At 55.7% G+C, this 23,220-nt stretch carries 23 protein-coding genes; 12 read left to right on the plus strand and 11 right to left on the minus strand.

All coding sequences use genetic code 11. From position 1 onward, the window contains the following. The first annotated feature begins 48 nt into the window (after nucleotides 1-48). From FEM41_RS09760 to FEM41_RS09785, 6 genes are all read left to right on the plus strand, one after another. A complete protein-coding gene (locus tag FEM41_RS09760) occupies nucleotides 49-1,218 on the plus strand; it encodes an iron-containing alcohol dehydrogenase (RefSeq protein WP_138095791.1) in 1,170 nt (389 codons plus the stop codon). Continuing rightward, on the plus strand, nucleotides 1,211-2,098 hold the full coding sequence (locus FEM41_RS09765) for a dihydrodipicolinate synthase family protein (RefSeq protein WP_138095792.1): 888 nt from the start codon (nucleotides 1,211-1,213) through the stop codon (nucleotides 2,096-2,098). The genes FEM41_RS09760 and FEM41_RS09765 overlap by 8 nt, the downstream gene beginning before the upstream one ends. 78 nt (nucleotides 2,099-2,176) lie before the next feature. Beyond that, a complete protein-coding gene (locus tag FEM41_RS09770) occupies nucleotides 2,177-3,589 on the plus strand; it encodes a sodium:solute symporter family protein (RefSeq protein WP_138095793.1) in 1,413 nt (470 codons plus the stop codon). A gap of 1 nt (nucleotide 3,590) precedes the next feature. Beyond that, nucleotides 3,591-4,760 carry a sialidase family protein gene (locus FEM41_RS09775; RefSeq protein WP_138095794.1) on the plus strand — a complete coding sequence of 390 codons (1,170 nt, stop codon included), beginning with the start codon at nucleotides 3,591-3,593 and terminating at the stop codon, nucleotides 4,758-4,760. After that, on the plus strand, nucleotides 4,760-5,230 hold the full coding sequence (locus tag FEM41_RS09780; protein WP_138099156.1) for a NanQ anomerase/TabA/YiaL family protein: 471 nt from the start codon (nucleotides 4,760-4,762) through the stop codon (nucleotides 5,228-5,230). Before FEM41_RS09775 ends, FEM41_RS09780 begins: the two co-directional genes overlap by 1 nt. Next, a complete protein-coding gene (locus FEM41_RS09785; RefSeq protein WP_138095795.1) occupies nucleotides 5,231-5,908 on the plus strand; it encodes an SDR family NAD(P)-dependent oxidoreductase in 678 nt (225 codons plus the stop codon). A 50-nt stretch (nucleotides 5,909-5,958) separates the two neighbouring features. Here the strand turns inward: FEM41_RS09785 and speD are convergent, their stop codons facing one another. From speD to FEM41_RS09800, 3 genes are all read right to left on the minus strand, one after another. Continuing rightward, nucleotides 5,959-6,753 carry an adenosylmethionine decarboxylase gene (speD, locus tag FEM41_RS09790; RefSeq protein ID WP_138095796.1) on the minus strand — a complete coding sequence of 265 codons (795 nt, stop codon included), beginning with the start codon at nucleotides 6,751-6,753 and terminating at the stop codon, nucleotides 5,959-5,961. A gap of 14 nt (nucleotides 6,754-6,767) precedes the next feature. Next, entirely contained in the window at nucleotides 6,768-7,634 is an 867-nt protein-coding gene (gene speE, locus FEM41_RS09795) for a polyamine aminopropyltransferase (protein ID WP_138095797.1), read from the minus strand. Between the two features lie 101 nt (nucleotides 7,635-7,735). Then, nucleotides 7,736-8,083, minus strand: a complete 348-nt coding sequence (locus tag FEM41_RS09800) for a YacC family pilotin-like protein (RefSeq protein ID WP_138095798.1) — start codon at nucleotides 8,081-8,083, stop codon at nucleotides 7,736-7,738. A gap of 307 nt (nucleotides 8,084-8,390) precedes the next feature. Here FEM41_RS09800 and FEM41_RS09805 point away from each other — a divergent pair, with 307 nt between their 5' ends. The 3 genes from FEM41_RS09805 (at nucleotide 8,391) to cueO (ending at nucleotide 11,606) form a co-directional block, all read left to right on the plus strand. Further along, on the plus strand, nucleotides 8,391-8,756 hold the full coding sequence (locus tag FEM41_RS09805; protein ID WP_138095799.1) for a DUF3302 domain-containing protein: 366 nt from the start codon (nucleotides 8,391-8,393) through the stop codon (nucleotides 8,754-8,756). Further along, nucleotides 8,756-9,898 carry an HlyD family secretion protein gene (locus tag FEM41_RS09810; protein WP_138095800.1) on the plus strand — a complete coding sequence of 381 codons (1,143 nt, stop codon included), beginning with the start codon at nucleotides 8,756-8,758 and terminating at the stop codon, nucleotides 9,896-9,898. The genes FEM41_RS09805 and FEM41_RS09810 overlap by 1 nt, the downstream gene beginning before the upstream one ends. 112 nt (nucleotides 9,899-10,010) lie before the next feature. Next, the gene (cueO, locus tag FEM41_RS09815) at nucleotides 10,011-11,606 is read left to right on the plus strand and encodes a multicopper oxidase CueO (RefSeq protein ID WP_138095801.1); all 1,596 of its coding nucleotides are present in this window, start codon (nucleotides 10,011-10,013) and stop codon (nucleotides 11,604-11,606) included. Nucleotides 11,607-12,414: 808 nt separating this feature from the next. On the opposite strand, the gene FEM41_RS09820 is transcribed toward cueO, so the two are convergent. After that, a complete protein-coding gene (locus tag FEM41_RS09820; protein ID WP_138095802.1) occupies nucleotides 12,415-14,802 on the minus strand; it encodes a glucose/quinate/shikimate family membrane-bound PQQ-dependent dehydrogenase in 2,388 nt (795 codons plus the stop codon). 205 nt (nucleotides 14,803-15,007) lie between these two features. Here FEM41_RS09820 and hpt point away from each other — a divergent pair, with 205 nt between their 5' ends. Further along, nucleotides 15,008-15,544, plus strand: a complete 537-nt coding sequence (gene hpt, locus FEM41_RS09825) for a hypoxanthine phosphoribosyltransferase (protein WP_138095803.1) — start codon at nucleotides 15,008-15,010, stop codon at nucleotides 15,542-15,544. Between the two features lie 29 nt (nucleotides 15,545-15,573). On the opposite strand, the gene can is transcribed toward hpt, so the two are convergent. Then, nucleotides 15,574-16,236, minus strand: coding sequence for a carbonate dehydratase (gene can / locus FEM41_RS09830; RefSeq protein WP_138095804.1), 663 nt, complete (start codon nucleotides 16,234-16,236; stop codon nucleotides 15,574-15,576). Between the two features lie 108 nt (nucleotides 16,237-16,344). On the opposite strand from can, the gene FEM41_RS09835 reads away from it, so the two are divergent. Together FEM41_RS09835 and FEM41_RS09840 are read left to right on the plus strand one after the other, a co-directional pair. After that, on the plus strand, nucleotides 16,345-17,271 hold the full coding sequence (locus tag FEM41_RS09835) for an ABC transporter ATP-binding protein (RefSeq protein ID WP_138095805.1): 927 nt from the start codon (nucleotides 16,345-16,347) through the stop codon (nucleotides 17,269-17,271). Beyond that, the gene (locus FEM41_RS09840; RefSeq protein ID WP_138095806.1) at nucleotides 17,268-18,038 is read left to right on the plus strand and encodes an ABC transporter permease; all 771 of its coding nucleotides are present in this window, start codon (nucleotides 17,268-17,270) and stop codon (nucleotides 18,036-18,038) included. The genes FEM41_RS09835 and FEM41_RS09840 overlap by 4 nt, the downstream gene beginning before the upstream one ends. Nucleotides 18,039-18,106: 68 nt before the next feature. On the opposite strand, the gene panD is transcribed toward FEM41_RS09840, so the two are convergent. The 6 genes from panD to gluQRS all read right to left on the minus strand — a co-directional run bounded on the left by panD (nucleotide 18,107) and on the right by gluQRS (nucleotide 23,185). Then, nucleotides 18,107-18,487: an aspartate 1-decarboxylase gene (panD, locus tag FEM41_RS09845; RefSeq protein ID WP_138095807.1), complete on the minus strand. Its 381-nt coding sequence runs from the start codon at nucleotides 18,485-18,487 to the stop codon at nucleotides 18,107-18,109. 97 nt (nucleotides 18,488-18,584) lie between these two features. Then, nucleotides 18,585-19,439 (minus strand): pantoate--beta-alanine ligase, encoded by an 855-nt coding sequence (panC, locus tag FEM41_RS09850; RefSeq protein ID WP_138095808.1) that lies wholly within the window; start codon nucleotides 19,437-19,439, stop codon nucleotides 18,585-18,587. A 14-nt stretch (nucleotides 19,440-19,453) separates the two neighbouring features. Then, nucleotides 19,454-20,248 carry a 3-methyl-2-oxobutanoate hydroxymethyltransferase gene (gene panB, locus FEM41_RS09855; protein ID WP_138095809.1) on the minus strand — a complete coding sequence of 265 codons (795 nt, stop codon included), beginning with the start codon at nucleotides 20,246-20,248 and terminating at the stop codon, nucleotides 19,454-19,456. A 112-nt stretch (nucleotides 20,249-20,360) separates the two neighbouring features. Next, nucleotides 20,361-20,840, minus strand: coding sequence for a 2-amino-4-hydroxy-6-hydroxymethyldihydropteridine diphosphokinase (gene folK / locus FEM41_RS09860; protein WP_138095810.1), 480 nt, complete (start codon nucleotides 20,838-20,840; stop codon nucleotides 20,361-20,363). Then, entirely contained in the window at nucleotides 20,840-22,231 is a 1,392-nt protein-coding gene (pcnB, locus tag FEM41_RS09865) for a polynucleotide adenylyltransferase PcnB (protein WP_206665554.1), read from the minus strand. Before pcnB ends, folK begins: the two co-directional genes overlap by 1 nt. A gap of 51 nt (nucleotides 22,232-22,282) precedes the next feature. Next, nucleotides 22,283-23,185: a tRNA glutamyl-Q(34) synthetase GluQRS gene (gluQRS, locus tag FEM41_RS09870; RefSeq protein WP_138095812.1), complete on the minus strand. Its 903-nt coding sequence runs from the start codon at nucleotides 23,183-23,185 to the stop codon at nucleotides 22,283-22,285. Between the last annotated feature and the right edge of the window lie 35 nt (nucleotides 23,186-23,220).

Here is a 23,220-nt window from a genome sequence, read left to right on the forward strand (position 1 = left end):
TGATGAACTTGTTATGAGCGAGTTCAATCAAACAGACAGGAGAATATTGTGGCAACGATTAACAGCACCGTGATAGCCGGCCCGGCATCCGTTTTTGCGCTCGAACCGCTGGTGGCCGGCAGGCGCCAGATTTTGCTGGTGACTGACGCAAACATGATAAAGCTGCCGCTGGTTGCGCAGATCAGGGAATTACTGGCAGCCGACGGTCGTGATATCACGGTGGTCGATACTGTGCCTGCGGAGCCGAGCCATCGTGATGTTAACGGCATCATCAACGGCCTGGGCGATGCCGACGTCGATATGGTGGTTGGCATCGGCGGGGGAAGCGTACTGGATGTGGCAAAACTGTTTTCCGTGCTCTGCCATCCGACCACCCCCAGGCTGGAAGCCATGCTGGCCGGTGAAAAACCTCAGCAGCGCGTGGCGTCATTACTGATTCCGACCACGGCAGGTACCGGCTCGGAAGCCACGCCTAACGCCATTCTGGCGATCCCTGAACAAAATACCAAGGTGGGCATTATTTCTCCGGTGCTGCTGCCGGACTATGTGGCCCTGTTGCCCGAACTTACCGCCAGCATGCCCTCACATATCGCTTCGTCTACCGGGATTGATGCGCTGTGTCACCTGATTGAGTGTTTTACAGCCACTGTCGCGAATCCGGTGAGTGATAATGCGGCGCTTATCGGGCTGAAGAAGCTGCTGACTCATATCGAAACTTCGGTGAATGAGCCGGAAAACCGGCTGGCCAGACTCGAGATGCTCTGGGCGTCCTGGTACGGCGGGGTCGCCATCAATCATGCCGGTACCCATCTGGTGCATGCTCTGTCTTATCCGCTGGGCGGTAAATATCATCTGCCCCATGGCGTCGCCAATGCCATTCTGCTGGCCCCCTGCATGAAAGTGATACGTCCCTGGGCTGTCGATAAATTTGCTCAGGTCTGGGATCTGCTGCCTGATGCTGACCACACTCTCTCTGTTGCAGATAAATCCATCGCGCTGGTGGACTATTTTTCCGGGCTGGTCAAACGCCTCGACCTGCCGGATAACCTTGCGACGCTGGGCGTCCCCGTCACGGATATTCCGGAACTCGCCGAAGCCGCACTCAATGTGAAGCGTTTGATGAACAATGCCCCTTGCCAGGTGAATCACCACGATGTCCAGGCCATCTATCAAACGCTTTTCCCCACCCGCGAATACACAGGGAGTGAAAATGAGTAACAAAATCGACGGTGTACTGACCGCTATTGTGACCCCGTTTGACAGCGAAGGTGCGCTGAATCTGAAAGCGCTAAAGGAGCAGATTACCCGACAGCGGCAGGCAGGAAACAGTATCTTTTGCGGTGGTACTAACGGTGAATTTTTTGTGCTTAATGAAAAGGAGAAAGTGACCGTGACTCAAACCTGCGTCGATGAAGTCGCAGGGCAGGCTCATGTGGTGGCTCACATTGGTGAGATATCCACGCGCGAGACCATCCGTCTGGGAAAGCAGATTGAAAAACTGGGCGTGGACGCGGTATCGGTGATTACGCCTTATTTCGTTCCACTGCAGCAACAGGAGTTAATCGCCCATTATACGTCCATTGCCGATGCGCTGACCGTGCCCCTGTTTCTTTATAACATCCCGGCGCGCACTGGAAATACGATTGAGCCAGAGACGGCGAGAATATTGGCGGCACACCCGAATATCATCGGTATTAAAGATAGCGCCGGAAGCTATCAAAGCCTGAGCGGTTTTCTTAATGCGGTAAAGGATATCGACGATTTTGATGTGTTAAATGGCCCGGATTCGCTTATTCATCAGGGATTTGTAGAGGGCTGCTCCGCCTGTATTTCCGGGCTGGCAAATGTAGCGCCGAAGGCGATAAATTCCATCTGGTCGCGCTATAAAGCGGGGGATATTGATGGCTCCCGTCAGGCGCAGGAGAGCGTGACGCAGCTACGTAGTGAGCTTTACCAGGTGGCGTTCTCTCCTGCGGCAGTCAAAAAAGCATTACAGCTTATGGGTTATGCCGTTGGCGAAAGTCGTTACGCCGTTGAATTTAGCCCGCAACAGGAAAGCGTTATTCGCCAGCTCATTGCGAATATTGCCCACGAATAAGGTTGTTAAATCATCACAAGCATTCTGCGTGCCCCTTCCGGCGCGTAGGATCGGTACGCCTTGATAAGAGAGGTAAAGATGAACACATTTACCGCTGAAGATACCCTGATTATTGTCGGAATCGTTATTGCCTATATTATTTTTACCACATGGCTGACTTTCCGTATCCGAAGTAAAAACTCGGGTGATTTTATGGAAGGGTCTCGCGCCATGCCGGCTTTTATTGTCGGTATCCTTTTAATGTCTGAATATATCGGCGCCAAATCCACCATCGGTACGGCTCAGGCCGCTTTCGAAAGTGGTATTGCTGCTTCCTGGTCGGTGCTTGGCGCCGCCATTGGCTTCCCGTTATTCGGGTTGATACTGGTTAAGCGGGTTTACAGCACCGGTAAAATTACGATTTCCGGGGCGATTGCAGAGAAATATGGCAACAGCACCAAAAATATTATCTCGGTCATTATGATTTATGCCCTGTTGCTGGTTAACGTCGGTAACTACGTGAGCGGGGCCGCGGCGATATCAACGGTATTACAGGTGAATTTACCGGTCGCTGCCTTTATCACCGCCATTGTCAGTACCTTCTATTTTGCCTTTGGTGGGATGAAAGGGGTGGCATGGGTGACGATGCTGCATAGCGCCCTGAAATATATTGGATTGTTGGTTATCCTGGGATTTGCCTTGTCGAAAACCGGTGGCTTTAGTCCGATGATCGAAAAAATGCCGGAGTTCTACTGGACCTGGGACGGCAATATCGGCATCAGTACTATTATTGCCTGGCTTATCGGGACGATTGGCTCCATTTTCTGCACCCAGTTTGTTATTCAGGCTATCTCATCTACCCGGGATGTAAAATCGGCAAAGCGTTCAACCTGGGTCGCCTTTTTCTTCTGTCTGCCGATAGCCTTTGCTATCGCCATTATTGGCGTGGCGGCGAAATACCTGCACCCGGAAATTAATAGCCTGTATGCCATGCCGGTTTTCCTGCAGGATATGAACCCGTGGATGGCCGGTCTGGTCACGACATCGCTGGTGGCCTCTATCTTTGTCAGCGTCAGTACGGTGGCGCTGGCGATTGCGTCATTGGTGGTGAAGGACTTCTATGTACCGATGCGCAACCCCACGCCGGAACAGGAATTTAAAGCCACCCGCTGGATATCGCTGTTCATCGGCTTCCTGCCGTTAATCTTTGTGCTGCTGGTGCCGGAGGTGCTTAAACTTTCCTTCTTTACCCGCGCTATCCGCCTGTCGATTACCGTGGTCGCCATTATCGCTTTCTATGCCCCTTTCTTTAAGAGCGCTCGTGGCGCCAACTGCGCACTGCTCGGCGCCTGTGTGGTGACCTCTGTCTGGTATCTGCTGGGCGATCCCTTTGGTATTAATAATATGTATATCGCGCTGCTCACCCCGGCATTAATTATGGGTATCGATCGTTTGATCCCCAATAAAGCGGAATATAAAGCCCCGGGTCACGTTAAAAATATTGGAGTTTAAAATGACTGTAACCGTAAATCGCGATGGCGTTCTTCATTCACAGGGACAGGATAACGCGGTGATGACTGCGATGTTACCCTCGGAATGTCCACAGAATCATGCGGCCAATATTCTGCCGCTGCCGGACGGCTCTCTGATGTGCGTCTGGTTTGGCGGCACCCAGGAAGGCATTGCCGACATCTCGGTCTGGGGTTCGCGGCTGGGGGTTGGCGGCGATCGCTGGAGTGATGCCGTAAAACTTTCCTGTGACCCGGAACGTTCGGAGCAGAATCCGGTATTGTTTCTCGCGCCTGATAATGTCCTGTGGCTGATGTGGACTGCGCAAATCTCCGGTAATCAGGATACCGCTATTGTGCGCTATCGTCAGTCGCAGGATATGGGCAAAACCTGGGGGGATATTGCGACACTGCTCGATAAACCAGGCACTTTTATTCGCCAGCCGGTGACTGTGTTGAACAATGGTAACTGGTTACTGCCCGTTTTCTATTGTCGTACTCAGCCGGGTGAAAAATGGGTCGGTAATGATGATATTAGCGCAGTCAAAATTTCTGCTGATAACGGAAAAAGCTGGCGGGATGTGGAAGTTCCTGAAAGCCTGGGCTGTGTTCATATGAATATTACGCCGCTGGCGGACGGTACTCTGGTTGCACTGTTCCGCAGCCGCTGGGCCGATAATATTTACCTGAGCCGTTCTGATGATAGCGGTGAAAGCTGGTCTGTGCCTGAGCCGACCTCATTGCCCAATAATAACTCTTCCATTCAGGTCACGACGCTACAGGATGGCAAGCTGGCACTGGTTTTCAATCATATGAGTGCAGCAGGGGCGCCGGAGCGCCGTGCATCGCTGTATGATGAAATTGATGATGGCGATGACAGCCGTAAGGAGCCGACGGTAACCGATGGGCGCACGGCATTTTGGGGAGCCCCCCGGGCGCCGATGACCGTCGCGCTTTCCCCCGATGGCGGTAAAACCTGGCCCTGGCAGCGCAATCTTGATGAGGGTGATGGTTACTGCATGACCAATAACTCTCAGGATAAGCTCAACCGTGAATTTTCCTATCCCAGCATTAAACAGGGGGAGGACGGCCAGCTGCATATCGCCTATACGTATTTCAGGCAGGCGATTAAGTATGTGCGCATCTCTCCCGAATGGATTCAGGGGGCGGAGTGATGATTATTGGTCAGCTAAAAGCGCTTCCCGTCGCAGGCTTATCGGCGTATTTACGGGAGATTCTTGGCGACCCTCGCTGTCATTTCGAGGCGTTGCGGGCGCGGGAAGATGGCCGCTGGCAGCCCGAAGGCGCTGACTGGTATTGCACCATTGGTCCGGCAACCACACAACCGGTCTCTTTGCGTCATACCGAATATCATCGTCAGTGGGCCGACATTCAGGTCATGCTGGAAGGTGCCGAAATCATTCATGTCGGTACGTTACCGGTCCCGGACCCGGCCGATGAAGAGCGTAAACCGGATCTGTTTATTACCGCTAATGCGCGGCATAACGTGTGCATCACCTTAGATCCGGGAGATTTTGCGGTTTTCTTCCCCGGCGAGCCTCACCAGGCGCTCTGTGCCGTTGGCGAGCCGCAAACGGTCCGCAAAGCCGTATTTAAAGTACCGCTAAGCAAACTGGGGGGATAAATGCGTCATGCGATTGTGACCGGTGCCAGCTCCGGGATTGGAGAGGCGGTTGTCAACCGCCTGCTGGCCGACGGTTGGCGGGTTACCGGCCTGAGCCGTACCCCGGTTGTTCGGGATGAGACGTTATTTGACAGCATCAGTGTTGACCTTAGCGATAGTGTGCGACTCCAGGCGCTATTACCCGAACTTCCGGTGCCAGATGCGCTTATCCACGCGGCTGGAATGATGGCGGCCGCGCCGCTGGGGGAACTGGATCCGGTGGTAAGCCAGCGTCTGTGGCAGTTGCATGTCGGGGGAGCGGAAATGCTGGTCAACTTTTTTGCCCCCCGTATGTCGGCTGGCGGGCGCATCGTAATTGTTGGTAGCCGAACCTCAAGAGGGGCGGCTGGTCGCTCACAATATGTTGCGACCAAAGCTGCGCTGGTGGGGATGGTCAGAAGCTGGGCAGCGGAACTGGCTCAGAAGGGGATTACGGTGAATGTGGTTGCGCCTGGCGCCACGCAAACGCCAATGCTGCACGCCCCTGGCCGGGAAAGCGCATCGGTACGGGTGCCGCCCATCGGCAGACTGATTAAGCCGCAGGAGGTGGCATCCTTAACGGCCTGGCTACTGGGAGAGGACGCGGCGCCGGTTACTGGCCAGGAGATGGTGATATGTGGCGGTGCATCGCTATCCTGATGGCATAAAAAATGCCGGTAATTTACCGGCATTGATTCAACGAGATGGCTTCAGACCGACGGAATATTGCGTCCGTAGTAGATCTCGCGCATCTCTTTCCATAGCAGATCGGTAATGGTCTGACGCTCTTCCTCAGTTAAATCTTCCGGTTTGGTGTGGAACATATAGTGCTTCAGGTCGAACTCCTTCAGCAGCATTTTGGTGTGGAAGATGTTTTCCTGGTAGACGTTGACATCAACCATGTCATACAGCGCTTTCATGTCGTCGGACATAAAGTTCTGAATCGAATTGATCTCGTGGTCAATAAAGTGCTTCATGCCATTCACGTCGCGGGTAAATCCCCTTACCCGGTAGTCGACGGTGACGATATCGGATTCCAGTTGGTGAATCAGATAGTTCAACGCGCTAAGCGGGGAAATCACGCCGCAGGTTGAAACTTCGATATCGGCACGGAAGGTGCAGAGCCCGCCTTCCGGATGGCTTTCCGGATAGGTGTGCACGCAAATATGGCTCTTATCGAGGTGGGCCACGACGGCGTCCGGCAGCGGGCCGGGACGTTCGCTCGGGTCAATCAGTTTGGGGTCTACGGGCTCTTCGCTCACCAGAATAGTGACGCTGGCCCCCTGCGGCTCATAATCCTGACGCGCGATATTCAGAATATTGGCGCCGATGATGGAGCAGGTTTCGGTCAGTATTTCGGTAAGACGGTTAGCGTTATACAGCTCATCGATATAGGCGATATAGCCGTCACGCTCCTCTGCCGTCTTAGCGTAACAGATGTCGTAAATGCAAAAACTCAGGCTTTTGGTCAGGTTGTTAAAGCCATGCAGTTTGAGTTTTTTCAATTTGGTCCACCCCCTTAGGATGCCTGTCCGGACAGGGCATCTTGTAGATACTGCGGCAGAGCGAAAGCTGCCGAATGGATCGCCGGATTGTAATAGCGGCAGCGGATACCGGCGCTGTGGAACCGTGCCTGAATGGTGTCGGGACGCAGATGACGCAGCGCTTCGTTGTCGGTCGCCCAGGCAAAGGTCATGATGCCGCCGTAGTAGGTCGGAATCGCCGCCTGGTAGAAACTCACATCCTTAAAGTAGTGGCTCAGTTTGCGATGACTGTCGAGGACTTCGTCCTGCTGCAGGAAGCAGACGCCGTTCTGGGCCACAAAAATACCACCCGGGTTCAGGCAGCGTTTGCACCCTTCATAGAAGGCCGAAGTGAACAGGCTCTCGCCCGGACCGATGGGATCGGTACAGTCAGAGATAATCACATCGAAGGTCTGCGTCGTGCTGTTGACAAAGTTAACGCCGTCATCAATGACCAGATTAAAGCGCGGATCGTCGTAGCTGCCTGCGCTGTGTTTGGGCAGGTACTGACGGCAGAAAGAGACCACGCCGGCGTCGATTTCCACCATGGTGATGCTTTCCAGACTGCTATGACGGCAGACTTCGCGCAGCATACCGCCGTCGCCGCCGCCGATAATCAGCACCCGTTTCGCGTGGCCATGGGCCAGCAGCGGAACGTGAGTCAGCATTTCATGATAGATAAATTCGTCGCGCTCGGTGGTCTGCACCACGCCGTCCAGCGCCATTACCCGGCCAAAGGCCGCGTTTTCGAAAATGACCAGATCCTGATGTTCGGTCTTCTCATGGTAAAGCACGTTATCGACGCTAAAGTACTGACCAAAATGGTCATGCAGCGTTTCATGCCACAGCTTGTTATCGCTCACTGGCGGAAACCTCCTTCGTTAACTTCCCCAAAAAACGGGCGCAACATAATAGCTAACAATGGAGGGGGATGCACATTATTTCAGCGTAGGAGAGCGGAGGGTTACTTCGCCCAGGCGAGCAGGCTGAGGGAGTCACGGGCCAGCGCTTTACACTTCTTCTGGGTGGGTACGGCAATGCCGCTCAGATCGCGATAGCTCTCTTCACCCAGCCGCTTCATATCGTAATTTTCGTAATTGCTCAGATCCCACTGATTCTGTCGTGCGAAGAAAACCAGCGCGCGACGGATCTGGTCATTAGGCAGGTGATCGTAACCGCAGTCATTCTTAAGAAAGACAAAAACTGCCGTGAGATCGGCCATATCTTCCGCTTCTGATTCGTTAAGCGCCTGGCTGGCGGTGGAAAACCCCAGCAGGCCGCCCAACAGCATTGCCCTGACAAACTTCTTCATTACGACTACCGCTTCTGGATGGATACCAGACGTTAGCATATTTTGCCAAAGCGCTACGAGCGGTTATTACCAGGAAATAACCGAGATCAATGGCAACAGGGGATGGTGAGCGGTTTACTTAATCACGGATTAAGTTCTGATTATCAGATAAGGCTGATATAACGTTCGCCAGCGCCCGGGCGGTTACCCACTCTCTCCGTCATCGCCACCCTGTCCGGAGTGCGTTCTCGCTGTTTCTGTTGAGCTGCCTGTTATTTCATTCACCTGCTTCAGGCGGGTTCGCTGCTATGCCTTTTATGGAGAAACCATGACCCTGGATTATGTTGCTCTGGGAATATTCATCGCCGTGGCGTTGATTATTTTCTACGGCATTATCGTGATACACGATATTCCCTATGAAATTGCTAAAAAGCGCAATCATCCGCATCAGGATGCCATCCATTATGCCGGATGGGTCAGTCTGTTCACGCTGCACGTCCTGTGGCCGCTACTGTGGATCTGGGCCACGCTGTGGCGTGAAGACCGGGGCTGGGGCATTCAGCAAATTGCCCAGGAACAGCATGATATTCAGCACCATATGGCGCAATTGAATAACCAGATTGATGAATTACGTCAGGAAATCGCTGTGTTGAAAACCGCCAATAACCCGCATTCGCAGCAGGAGGAACAATAATGGAAACGTTAATGTTACTGACCTACGCGGCGCTGTGTATTGTTATCTTTAAGTTATTTAAAATCCCGCTGAATAAATGGACCGTACCGACTGCGGTACTGGGGGGCATTATTATGATTGGCGCCCTGGTATTAGTAATGAATTACAACACGCCCTATACCCGAATGGGCAGCCAGGTTTTTCGTTCGGTGCCGATTGTTCCCCAGGTGCGAGGTCGGGTGATTGAGGTGCCGGTGAAACCGAATCAGCCGCTCAGGCAGGGCGATGTTCTGTTCCGTATCGATCCCACGCCATTTCAGGCCGAGGTAGATAATCTGAAGGCTCAGGTGAAAGAGGCCAGCCAGGGGGCGCTATCGCTGGATGCCAGCCTTTCAGGCGCCCGGGCGGAACTTCAGCGAGCGGTGGCACAGCGTGATAAAGACCAGCGTGAGTACGCCCGTTTCCAGGCCGGATATGCCAAAGGGGCATTTTCCGACCAGATGATCGACAGCCGTCGGCAAAACTATAAAGCATCTCAGGCGGCCGTAGAGGCGGCACAGGCGAAGGTGCGCGAAGCGAAGCTGGCGCTGGATTCGGAAATCAACGGCGATAATACCGCCGTGGCGGCGCTGATGGCGGAATTGCGTAAGGCGCAGTTTAAGCTGGACCATACCGTAGTGCGCGCGCCTTCTGATGGCTATGTCACTCAGGTGGGGCTGCGTCCGGGCGTGATGGCAACGGCGCTGGGGCTGGCGCCGGTGATGACCTTTATTCCGACCGATACTCACCAGTCTGCGAGCTACGTCGCCGCGTTTCGCCAGAATTCGCTCCAGCGCCTGAAGCCGGGTTACAAGGCGGAGTTTATCTTCCCGGCCATTCCCGGCAAGGTGTTTGCAGGCGAAGTGGTGCAGGTGCTGCCCGCTATTGGCGAAAGTCAGCTTCAGGCCCAGGGAAAACTGCTGACCACCTCGGCGCTACAGACCGACGGCCGCGCGCTGGTCATGCTGAATGTCACCGATAAACGGCTGGCCGCCTATCCTCTGCCGCAGGGAACTTCGGTGGAAGTGGCGGTCTATTCGGACCATTTTCACCACCTGGCGATGATTCGTAAAATCCTGATTCGTATGAAAAGCTGGCAGAATTTCCTCTACCTGGATCACTAAATTCATCCGACGATAGAAAAGTTGTGCAAATAACCGACAGAGGCTTGACCCTCCCCCAGGAAGAAGGTCTATGCTCCCATGTCCGATACCGGTTAATAAGGAACAATGGATCATGCAACGCCGCGATTTTCTGAAGTATTCTGCCGCGCTGGGCGTACTCAGTAGTTTCCCTTTGCTTAGCGGTCGTCTTTATGCCGCAGAGCGCCCGCGGTTACCGATTCCCACACTGCTGGAACCCGACGCTCAGAGCTCGATTCGCCTGACGGCCCAGGTCGGGAAAAGCATGCTGGCGGGCCATCAGGCAACCACCTGGGGTTATAACGGCTCTCTGCTGGGGCCGGCGCTGCGCCTTGAGCAGGGTAAAAAGGTCAACGTTGAAATTCATAACCGGCTGTCGGAAAGCACCACGGTACACTGGCACGGCCTGGAAATCCCCGGTGAAGTGGACGGTGGCCCTCAGGGCGTAATTGCCTCAGGCGCGAGTCGCCGGGTTTCGTTCACGCCGCAGCAGCGCGCCGCCACCTGCTGGTTCCACCCGCATCAGCACGGTAAAACCGGCCATCAGGTCGCGATGGGCCTGGCCGGACTGGTTCTGATTGATGACCTGGAAAGCCGCCAGTTGATGCTGCCGAAGCAGTGGGGAATCGATGATATTCCGCTGATTATTCAGGATAAACGCTTCGATGCCGATGGCCAGATCGACTATCAACTGGACGTCATGAGCGCCGCGGTAGGCTGGTTTGGCGATACACTGTTATGCAACGGCGTTAATTACCCTCAATTCGGCGCGCTGCGCGGCTGGCTGCGACTGCGCCTGTTGAACGGCTGTAACGCCCGCTCGCTGGAGCTGGCGACCAGCGACGGTCGCCCGATGTATGTGGTAGGCAGCGACGGCGGTCTGCTGGCGGAGCCGGTGAAGGTCGAAAGCCTGCCTGTGCTGATGGGGGAACGCTTTGAGGTGTTGGTGGAAGTGAAGGATGCCAAACCCTTCGAGATTATGGCGCTACCGGTGACACAGATGGGGATGCAGGTTGCACCCTTTGATAAACCTCAGCCGGTGGTGCGTATCCAGCCAGTACCGGTTCACGGCTCCGGCGAGCTGCCGGATACCCTGGCGAAGGTGCCTGAACTCCCGAAGCTTGAAGGGCTTAATACCCGCTGGCTGCAACTGATGATGGATCCCCGCCTGGATCAGATGGGCATGCAGGCACTGATGGCAAAATATGGTCAGGAGGCTATGGCCGGGATGGATCACGGTGCTATGGGCCATGGCGATATGGAACAGATGAAAGGGGGAATGGGCCATAGCGCGATGGATCATGGTGCTATGGGCAGGATGGCGAACGGCGATCGGAAGCTGGATATCTATAACGCCAATAAGATTAACGGCAAGGCCTTCGACATGAACACCCCGTCATTTAACGTGCCGCGCGGGCAGTACGAGCGCTGGATCATCTCCGGTGAAGGCGACATGATGCTGCATCCGTTCCACATCCACGGTACCCAGTTCCGTATTTTGTCGGAAGACGGCAAGCCGCCAGCGGTGCATCGCCGCGGCTGGAAAGATACGGTGCGGGTGGAAGGCAAGCGCAGCGAAGTGCTGGTACGTTTCGATCATACCGCCCCTGCGCAACACAGCTATATGGCCCACTGCCATCTGCTGGAACATGAAGATACCGGGATGATGTTGGGTTTTACCGTGGGTTGAGCCTGGGGCGCTGCGGCGGGCGAAGACCGCCGTCTGCGTAAGCTCCCGTGTAGCCATATTTTGTCAATCGAAAAAGCCCATTACCGGTATGTTTCTTGATGAGAAACGCTGATTTCAGGAAGTTGGGAGCATTTAATCTGAATGCTATTCTGAATAATAGGTTCCCGAAGTTCGCTTTTCCGGAAACAGAGGAAGCCACCGAACGACTTGCTGGCTACAGGCTATATATTAAAAACGGATTTTTAATTTCCCTCACAGTCTATTTAATTGCGTTGTGTTCTGAGCTAACAATAAGAAAAATAATGAATTTTTAAAAGCATGATCTGACAAAGTTGATATCGGATTTTTTTGGGAGGGGTGGTTTTTATTTAAAGGACGTATATCATACATTTTGTTTCCCGGCGATTTCTGGTTTAGGCGTGGTTTTACATAAACTGTCTGCTGTTGTGTAAACTAAGGCAACTTATTTTTCCGGGGATTATGAAAGCGCCCGTAAAGGCAAGTTAATACAATTAATAATAGGGATATTCACCATGAGAAATATTACTGACTCTGAGCTTAATGTCGTTTCTGGGGGTTATTATGGCGGTTGCTGTCGTCCTCCGGTTGTCGTTACTCCGCCGTGTAGTCCGCGCCCGCCTGCTTGCGGTAACTGGCTGAATTCACTTCTTCATGCTATTTTTCGCTGCTGATTAAAATAAATCTCTTTCCTCTTCTCTGATAACGAATAAGTTATCTTATCGCAGCTTTTGTAATAACTATGGTAACGGAATCATTTCCGTTACCATAGCTCGTTTGTCATATACGCTTATTCTGCTTCATCCGGCAGCGCATACGCGACAATATAATCACCCATCTTCGTACCGAAAGAGCCGTGCCCCCCGGCGGAGATCACCACATACTGCTTACCGTTAACCTCATAGGTCATAGGCGTGGCCTGACCGCCTGCGGGCAGGCGTGCCTGCCACAGCTTCTTGCCGTTGGTCATGTCATAGGCGCGCAGATAGTTGTCCGCGGTGGCGGCAATAAACAGCACGTTACCGGCGGTAGAGATCGGCCCGCCAAGCATCGGCATTCCCATATTAAAGGGAAGCGAGAACGGGAGCGGGAACGGCAGGCTGTCGCGCGGAGTACCTATGCGTTTCTTCCAGGCGATGGTGTTGGTCTTGAGATCGATACCTGAAATATAACCCCAGCCCGGCTGCTTACACGGCAGGCCGAGCGGCGACAGGAACGGATTCAGGGTAACGCCAAAAGGTACGCCGTACTGCGGCTGAATACCGGATTCGGTGCCGGAGCCTTTGGCATCCTTCGGCGGCTCCATCGGATTACCCGGCCCGCGCGGGATAAGTTTCGAAACGAACGGCAGCGCCATCGGGTTGGCAATGGCTACCTGGCGGTTGGGATCGACCGAGATACCGCCCCATTCAAACATCCCCAGGTTACCCGGGAAGACCAGGGTGCCCTGTTCGGAAGGCGGGGTAAAGGTGCCTTCATAGCGCAGACCGTGGAAGATCACCCGGCACACCAGCTGATCGTACATGGTAGCGCCCCACATATCGGCGCCGGTCAGTTTTTTCTCCGGACGGAACGTCAGTTCAGAGAACGGTTGAGTAGGCGACAGACGATCGCCTTTTGCAGGGCCCTGCGGAACCGGACGCTCTGGGGCAGGTACCACGGTTTTACCGGTGCGTCTGTCCAGCACGAACAGGTTGCCGGTTTTGGCCGGCGCGTAGATAACCGGAACGGTGTTGCCGTCTTTATCGGTAATATCCGCCAACGTCGGCTGGGAAGGCATATCCATATCCCACAGATCGTGATGCACGGTCTGATAGGACCACTCCAGTTTACCGGTGGTGGCGTTAAGCGCCAGAATCGAGCTGGCATAGCGCTCCTGCTCCGGCGTACGATTGCCGCCCCAGATATCCGGCGTGGTCACCCCGGTCGGGATGTAGACCAGATCCAGCTTCGCATCGTAAACCGACGGCGCCCAGGAGTTCGGCGAGTTCAGGGTAAAGTGATGCTCGTCGGCCGGAATAGCATTCGGGTCTTTGGCGCCGGGGTCGAAGACCCACAGCAGCTTACCGGTATTCACGTCGAATCCGCGAATCACGCCGGAAGGCTCGCGGGTCGAGAAGTTATCGGTGACCGCTCCGGCAATCACAATGACCTTGTCGGTAATGATCGGCGGCGAGGTGGGTTCGTACATGCCCGGCGTAGTGACCGGCATATTGCTCTGCAGATTCAGTTCGCCGTTATCGGCAAAGCTGGCGCAGCGTTTGCCGTTATCGGCGTTAATGGCAAACAGGCGGCCATCGTTAACTGGCAGAATGATACGGCGCGGGCAGTCTGCCACCACATCCGGCGCAGCATTGTCGGGGGTAGCCTCATGATAAGAGACGCCGCGGCAGGTCACGTGCTGGAATGAAGGGTCGGTCTTCAGTTCAGGATCAAAATGCCATTTTTCTTGCCCGGTGGCGGCATCCAGGGCGAACAGGCGCTGGTGCGCGGTGCACAGGAACAGGCTATTGCCCACTTTGATCGGCGTGACCTCGTTAGTGATCTCGACCGGATCGTTATCCTGCTTCAGATCGCCGGTACGAAACACCCAGGCTTCTTTTAGCTGGTGCACGTTGTCAGCGTTGATCTGCTTAAGGGGCGAGTAACGCTGGCCTTCCTGGGTGCGTCCATAGGCTGGCCAGTCGCCGTCAGGAATATCGGAACTCTGCGCCGCTGCCGTGGCGTCGGTCGGCAGGGTACCGTGGATCTCCTGAGGGTCGTTAAATCCAGCCCAGGTCAGGATCCCGGCGCTGATAAGCAAGGTGACGACCAGTGCAGGAATAGCCAGACTGACATGAACGAGGTTGCGCCAGATAAAGGGCAACAGTAGCCAGATACCGAAGAATACCAGCACGTCACAACGCGGTGTCAGGGCCCAGAAGTCGAAGCCGACCTCCCAAACGCCCCATAGCATGGTGCCGAGTAGCAGAAGGGCATACAGCCATAATGCAGCGGCGCTGCGGCGCCACAGCAACCAGGCAACCACCAGCATGACGATGCCGGCTATCGGGTAGTACCAGGAGCCGCCGATCGCGACCAGCCAGACACCACCTCCCAACAGCCAGAGTCCTGTTAACAACGCAAACAGAGCGGATAACGTCACGACCATACGTGGCCGGGGTTGTTGTTTTTCCATAGCGAAGAGTTCCATTAATTTTTGATAGCAATTAATTATAGTTATTTACATGTGTGATAACGATCACAAAAAAGGCTTTTGATGCAAAGAAGCGAAGGTGGGGGGTTTGCTGTTATACTCTGCGATCTTTCGATTCACGCGGGCACTTTCTCTGAATGAAGGGCCGCGGAGCAGAGCCTTATCAGCAAATTATTTGGTTATACAGATGAAACATAAAGTAGAAGTGATGATCCCGGAAGCGGAGATCGCGGCGCGTGTCGCAGAGCTCGGGCAGCAGATTAATGAACGCTATCGCGACAGCGGCAGCGAAATGGTGCTGGTGGGGCTGCTGCGCGGCTCCTTTATCTTTATGGCGGATCTGTGCCGGGCGGTTGAAGTGCCTCATGAAGTCGACTTCATGACCGCTTCCAGCTACGGGAGCGGGATGTCCAGCACCCGTGACGTGAAAATCATCAAGGATCTGGATGAGGATATTCGCGGTAAGGATGTGCTGATCGTGGAAGATATTATCGACTCCGGCAACACCCTGAGCCGGGTGAGTGAGATTTTGCGCCTGCGTGAGCCGAAATCACTGGCTATCTGTACCCTGCTGGATAAACCCTCGCGCCGTGAGGTGGACGTTAAGGTTGAATATATCGGCTTCTCCATTCCCGACGAATTTGTGGTGGGTTACGGCATTGATTACGCTCAGCACTATCGCCATCTGCCCTACGTCGGCAAAGTCGTTCTGCTGGACGAGTAACAAAAAGGGCCGCGATGCGGCCCTTAACATTATTTATGGTTTTGATGCTGCTGACGCAGGTTGCAGATGCCCTTACGGTAGTTCTGCTCCAGCGACTCGCGGCTGGTGGCGGTTACGTCCAGATCGCGCAGCAGGCCGTCGTGAATGCCGTAGGCCCAGCCGTGGATGGTGACCTTCTGGTTACGTTTCCACGCTGACTGCATAATGGTGGAGTGGCCCAGGTTATAGACCTGCTCCATCACGTTCAGCTCGCAAAGCGTATCCATGCGCTGACTTTCCGGCAGTTCGCCCAGCAGGGAGCTGTGCTTAAACCAGATATCACGAATGTGCAGCAGCCAGTTGTTGATCAACCCCAGTTCGGGATTTTCCACCGCCGCCTGCACGCCACCACAACCGTAGTGACCGCAAATAATGATATGCTCGACCTCCAGCACATCGACGGCGTACTGAACCACGGAAAGACAGTTCAGGTCGGTATGGATAACCAGGTTAGCCACGTTACGGTGAACGAATATCTCGCCCGGCTCCAGGCCGGTGAGGCGCTCAGCGGGAACGCGGCTGTCGGAACATCCGATCCATAGAAAACGGGGCTTCTGAGCTTGAGCAAGCTGCGTAAAGAAGCCGGGATCCTCTTCCACCAGCATTTTGGACCAGAGACGGTTATTGCTGATGAGACTGTCGATATCTTTCATAGAGGTTAACAACCTGTAACCAGATTAGTGCGTTGGGGTAATATAGGGCAACTCAACTTTTTTTTAAACCATATAACTCGTGTAAGAAAAACAAGGCAAGCTGAATCTATGGCATATGCACTGGAACTTGAGCAACTGACGAAAACCTATCCCGGCGGCGTTCAGGCGTTGCGAGGCATCGATCTGCGCGTAGAAGCCGGTGATTTTTACGCACTATTGGGGCCTAACGGCGCAGGAAAATCCACCACCATCGGTATTATCAGCTCGCTGGTCAATAAAAGCGCAGGCCAGGTCAAGGTCTTCGGCTATGACCTGGCGCGTGATGTGGTGAATGCCAAGCGCCAGCTTGGGCTGGTGCCGCAGGAATTTAACTTTAACCCCTTCGAGACGGTACAGCAGATCGTCGTGAATCAGGCGGGTTACTACGGCGTACCGCGCCGCGAGGCGATAGCGCGTAGCGAAAAATACCTGACGCAGCTCGATCTGTGGGGAAAACGCAACGAACGTGCGCGCATGCTCTCTGGCGGTATGAAGCGTCGCCTGATGATCGCCAGGGCGCTGATGCATGAGCCGCGGTTGCTGATTCTGGATGAGCCCACAGCCGGAGTGGATATTGAACTGCGCCGCTCAATGTGGACCTTCCTGAAGGATCTGAACGACCAGGGCACCACCATTATCCTGACCACCCACTATCTGGAAGAGGCGGAGATGCTGTGCCGCAATATCGGTATTATCCAGAGCGGGGAGCTGGTGGAGAACACCTCCATGAAAGATCTGCTCTCCAAGCTGAAGTCGGAAACCTTTATCCTCGATCTGGCGCCGAAAAGCCCGATTCCTAAGCTGGACGGCTATCAGTACCGGTTGGTGGATACCTCGACGCTGGAGGTGGAAGTGCTGCGCGAGCAGGGGGTCAATAGCGTCTTCGCTCAGCTGAGCGCACAGGGTATTCAGGTATTAAGTATGCGTAACAAAGCTAACCGACTGGAAGAGCTGTTTGTCACGTTGGTCCATGAGAAGAAAGGAGAGCCGGCATGATGCAGCTTTACTGGGTCGCCCTGAAGAGCATCTGGGCGAAAGAGATTCACCGTTTTATGCGCATCTGGATCCAGACTCTGGTGCCGCCGGTGATCACCATGACCCTGTACTTTATTATCTTCGGTAATCTGATTGGTTCGCGCATTGGCGAGATGCACGGCTTTAGCTATATGCAGTTTATCGTTCCGGGTCTGATCATGATGGCGGTGATCACCAACGCTTACGCCAACGTGGCTTCCTCTTTCTTTGGATCTAAATTCCAGCGCAATATCGAGGAGCTGCTGGTGGCGCCGGTGCCGACCCACGTGATTATTGCGGGTTATGTCGGCGGCGGCGTGGCCCGCGGCCTGTGCGTGGGGATTCTGGTCACGGCGATTTCGCTGTTCTTTGTACCGTTCCACGTGCATTCGTGGCTGTTTGTGGCCCTGACCCTGCTGCTGACCGCGATCCTGTTCTCGCTGGCGGGGCTGCTGAACGCGATATTCGCCACCACCTTTGACGATATCAGCCTGATACCGACCTTTGTACTGACGCCGCTGACCTATCTGGGCGGGGTATTCTATTCGCTGACGCTGCTGCCGCCTTTCTGGCAGGCACTCTCCAAGCTGAACCCCATCGTCTATATGATTAGCGGGTTCCGCTACGGCTTCCTGGGGGTGAGTGACGTTCAACTGCCGCTGACCGTTGGCGTACTGCTTATCTTTATTGCTGCGTTCTATCTGCTGTGCTGGCGACTGATCCAGCGCGGGCGTGGGCTGCGTAGCTAATTCTCCTCGTAAAAAAACCGGAACGCCATCTGACGTTCCGGTTTTTTTATACGCTGACGAAGGGGCTATCAGGCGACCTGCACCGGCACAGCCTTCGCAATACGCTTCATTTCGTTATCACCGTCGAAGTAGGCGACTTTCGGCTGCCAGCTACGGGCTTCTTCATCTGGCATGGTGACATAGCTTGCGATAATCATGATATCGCCAACGCTGGCGCAGTGGGCCGCGGCGCCATTCACCGAGATAATGCGCGAACCGCGTTCGGCGGCGATGGCATAGGTCGAAAAGCGCTTACCGTTGGTGACGTTGTAGATATCGATGGCTTCATATTCCAGAATACCTGCCGCGTCGAGGAAATCCTGGTCAATGGCGCAGGAGCCTTCATAGTGCAAATCGGCCTGCGTTACTTTGACGCGGTGAAGTTTGCCCTGCAGCATAGTACGAATCATAGCGTTAAACCCTGGTCATTAAGTCATACGGAACAAGGGCCAGGCGGGCCTGGCCCTGGGAAAGTGGGGCAGTATTACCCCATCAGGCGTCTGCTGTCTACTCTGTAAGCGTGACCTGCATATTATCAATCAGGCGCGCTTCACCGAGCCAGGCGGCCATCAGAATTACCGCGCGCTGGCTTTCCGGCGTCAGAGCCAGCAGGCTATCGGCATCGCGGATTTGCAGATCGTCGGCGCGGAAGCCTTTTTCGTTCAGCGCCTGGGCGGCAATGGCGAGAATCTCTTCGCAGTCGCGTTCACCTGCGCTAAGTTTGGCGGCAATCTCCTTCATGACCTGATGCAGGCCCGGGGCGATTTTACGCTGACCGGAGGTGAGATAGCCATTGCGGGAACTCAGCGCCAGGCCATCCTTCGCGCGTACCGTAGGGACGCCGACGATGTCGATATCGTAGCCCATATCCGCCACCATCTTGCGGATCAGCGCCAGTTGCTGAAAATCTTTCTCGCCGAAGCAGGCGACGTCCGGCTGCACCAGGTTGAACAGCTTGCTGACCACGGTAGAGACGCCGCGGAAGTGGCCAGGGCGGCTGGCACCTTCCAGGATAGTGGAGAGTTCCGGCACCTCGACGAAGGTCTGTCCTTCCATGCCTTTGGGGTAAACCTCCTGCGGCGTAGGAGCGAATACCACGTCCACACGACGCTTGTTAAGTTTTTCGCTATCCTGCTGCAGCGTGCGGGGATAGCGCGCCAGATCGTCAGGCCTGTCGAACTGCATCGGATTCACGAAAATACTGACTACCACCACATCGGCGCGTTCGCGGGCTTCGTCGACCAGTTTCATATGGCCATCGTGCAGGTTGCCCATGGTTGGAACCAGCGCAATCCGTTTCCCCTCCTTCCGCCAGCGGCGAATTTGCTGACGCAGCAGCGGTAAGGTTTCAACGATCAACACAGCGATTACTCCTGTTATTCAAAACTATGTTCGTCACCCGGGTAAGCCCCGGACTCGACTTCGGCGACATACTGGCGCACGGCTGCGCGGATATCACCGGTTTGGGCAAGAAAGTTTTTAGCAAATTTGGGGATGTGGCCGCCCGTGATGCCGAAGGCATCGTGCATCACCAGAATCTGACCGTCGGTGCCGTTGCCGGCGCCGATGCCGATCACCGGAATAGAGAGGGCGTCGGTAATGCGCTGAGCCAGCGCTTTAGGCACGCATTCCAGCACCAGCAGCTGCGCACCGGCGGCTTCCAGCGCCTGAGCGTCTTCCATCAGCGTCTGAGCGGCCGCATCGCCGCGCCCCTGAACCTTATAGCCGCCGAAGATGTTAACCGACTGCGGCGTCAGCCCCAGATGGCCACAGACCGGCACGGCGCGTTCAGTCAGCAGGCGTACGGTGTCCGCCAGCCACTGGCCGCCTTCAATTTTCACCATATTGGCGCCGGCGCGCATGACCTGAGCGGCATTATCAAATGCCTGTTCGGGAGTGGCATAGGCCATAAAAGGCAGGTCGGCAAGCAGCAGGCAGCCTGGCGCGCCCCGGCGTACGGCGCGGGTGCACCAGGCGATATCGTCAACGGTAACGGGCAGTGTGGAGTCATAACCCTGGACGGTCATACCCAGAGAATCGCCCACCAGCATCACGCTGATGCCTTCGTCGGCGAAGAGTCTGGCAAAGCTGTAGTCGTAGGCGGTAATACTGGCGAATTTCTTGTTCTGCTCTTTGAGCTGGCGTAGGTGGGTGATGGTTGTCGCTTTCATAATATCCCCCGTAACAAAACGATAGCGCATTCTGAAAGATCCCGGGGAAGAATGCCAGTGCTATAAAGTGAGGGGAGATTCTGTTGCCACAATATGAATAACGGGTGGCCGGTTACCATACCACCGGCGTTGGGTCAGTCAGACGCGCCAGGCAGTCGCGCAGGCTCTGGCCATCGGGGAATACCAGATCGGGCGCGATTTCGAACAGCGGCCACAGCATAAACATGCGGTTTTTCATGTCGTAGTGGGGGACCGTCAGGCGCGGCGTGGCGAGAGTCAGATCGCCAAACAGCATGATGTCGAGATCCAGAGTGCGGGGTCCCCAGCGTTCGGCCTTACGGGTGCGGCCCTGCTCCAGCTCAATGCGCTGGGTACTCTCGAGCAGCGTTTCGGGCTCGAGCGCGGTTTCCAGCGCTACGGCGGCGTTGAGGTAGTCGGGCTGGTCCTGGGGGCCGAGCGGTGGCGTGCGATAAAACGCAGAGAGCGCGACGCGTCGGGTCTGAGGAAGGCCATCCAGGGCCTCTACGGCGGCGCGAGCCTGCGCCAGCGGAGAGGCCAGATTACTGCCGATGGCGATGTAGCACAGGGCCACTATTTCTCCTCGCGTCGGGGAGCGCGACGGCGCGGACGACGGTGACGCTTGCGGCCGCTGGGCTCATCGCCAAGCTGGCTGACCATATTTTTCTGCTGCGGCGGTGGGGCCACCTGGAATTCGCCCCACCACTGGGTCAGACGCTGCAGTTCGCCGTTGTTCTCGGCCACGGCGCGCTGTTCCAGCAGATCGTAGGCGGCGCGGAATTTGGGGTGTTCCATCAGGCGCCAGGCGCGTTTGCCCTGACGGCGGGAAAGCCGCAGCTGCAGCTGCCAGATATCGCGAATCAGCGAGGTAATACGCTTTGGAATGGCAATAGAGCGGCAGGCTTCGTCCAGCACTTCATTCATGGCCAGGGCAAAGGCGTCGTAGTAAGCAAGCCCGCTCTCCTGGGTCAGCTTCTGCGCCATTTCCAACTGCGGGTACCACAGCATGGCGGCGAACAGGAAGGCCGGGTTAACACGCTTGCCGTTCAGAATACGGTTATCGGTGTTCTTCAGCACCTGCTCAATGATGCGTTCCATGGGGCTGTCGCCGCTTTCGGTGAAGTAGCGGGTGATGCTGGGGAACAGCGGCTGAAACAGTTGATATTCGCGCAGCAGCCGATAAGTTTCGTAGCCGTAACCGGCTTGCAGCAGCTTTAGCGACTCCTCGAACAGACGGGCTGCGGGCACGTCGTTGAGCAGATTGGCCAGACGGGGAATAGGATCGCCGGTTTCCGGGCTGATGGTCATGCCGAGTTTGGCGGCGAAGCGCACCGCGCGCAGCATCCGCACCGGATCTTCGCGATAGCGGGTTTCGGGGGAGCCAATCAGGCGAATGCGTTTTTCCTGCAGGTCGCGCAGCCCGCCGACATAGTCGCGTACCGTAAAGTCGGCGGCGCTGTAGTAGAGGCTGTTGATGGTGAAGTCGCGGCGCTGGGCATCTTCTTCGATGGAGCCGAAGATGTTGTCGCGCAACAGCATCCCGTTTTGCCCGCGCTGGGAAAGCTGGCGGTCGGTTTGCGCTTCATGATGGCCGCGGAAGGTGGCGACTTCGATAATTTCCGGCCCGAACATCACATGGGCAAGGCGGAAGCGGCGCCCCACCAGACGGCAATTGCGGAACAGCTTACGGACCTGCTCCGGCGTGGCGTTGGTGGTGACGTCAAAATCTTTTGGCTTCTGCCCCAGCAGCAGATCGCGGACGCCGCCGCCAACCAGCCAGGCTTCATATCCCGCTTTGTTGAGACGATAGAGTACCTTGAGGGCATTTTCACTGATGTCTTTGCGGGAAATGGTGTGCCGATCGCGCGGGATCACCGTCATGACAGGCTGTGCGGAGTGCGCCTGCTGGGCGCCGTCTTCGCGGTTCAGCACTTTACGGCAAAAATTAGCGACTCGAGTAAAAATGGTACACCTCGGTTGTGTCAATCATCAGGGGACAAAAAAAACAGCGGCTAATCATAGCTCAGTGTGACGCGTTTGAGAATGGCGGATTCGTGGTGTTTCTGGCAATACCGTCGCCAGCGACCAGTTGTCCGCGGCGTAAGCCAGCAGCGCATCCAGCGGCATATCGCGCCAGTCGGGGGGCGGCGTCTGGTTGAGAAACTCCAGCGCTCTCATCAGAACTGGCCGTGGATCGCCTTTGGGCAGGGCCGGGGCGTGGTTCTGTTTTGATAGCTTATCGCCGTGTTCGTTAAGGGCCAGCGGCAAGTGGATATAGTCCGGCACCGGCCAGCCAAAGGTCTGGTACAGGGATATCTGACGCACGGTGGGGGCTACCAGATCGGCACCGCGCACGATTTCGGTAACGCCCTGAAAGTGGTCGTCCACTACCACCGCCAGGTTATAGGCGAACAGACCGTCGCGGCGATGGATAATAAAATCTTCGCGCGCCAGCGCCTGGTCGGCGTCCAGGTGGCCGCGCAGGCGGTCGGTAAAGCTAAAAACCGGGTGGCGCTGCCACAGGCGTAGCGCTGCGTTTTCCGGCCCTAATCCCAGGGAACGGCAGTGGCCGTCGTAAACGCCGCCGGTCTCGTGGATGCGGCGTCGGGTGCAGATACAGTAGTAGCTGAGTCGTTGCTCATGCAGCCAGGCGAGCGCGGCGCGATAGGCATCACTGCGCTGTGACTGCCACAGCACTTCGCCATCCCAGACCAGCCCGTAGTGTTCGAGCTGGCGCAGAATGGTGCTGGCAGCGCCGGGTACCTCCCGGGGAGGATCGATATCTTCGATGCGCACCAGCCACTGACCCTGCATAGCGCGGGCCTGAAGCCAGCTGCCGAGGGCGGCAATCAGCGAACCGAAATGCAACTCACCGGAAGGAGAGGGGGCGAAGCGCCCAATATAGTTTTGCACAGACATGGGGTATTAAGGCGGGGGATAGCCCCCGCCCCGGG

Source organism: Jejubacter calystegiae (assembly GCF_005671395.1).
In the GTDB taxonomy this organism is placed as follows: domain Bacteria; phylum Pseudomonadota; class Gammaproteobacteria; order Enterobacterales; family Enterobacteriaceae; genus Jejubacter; species Jejubacter calystegiae.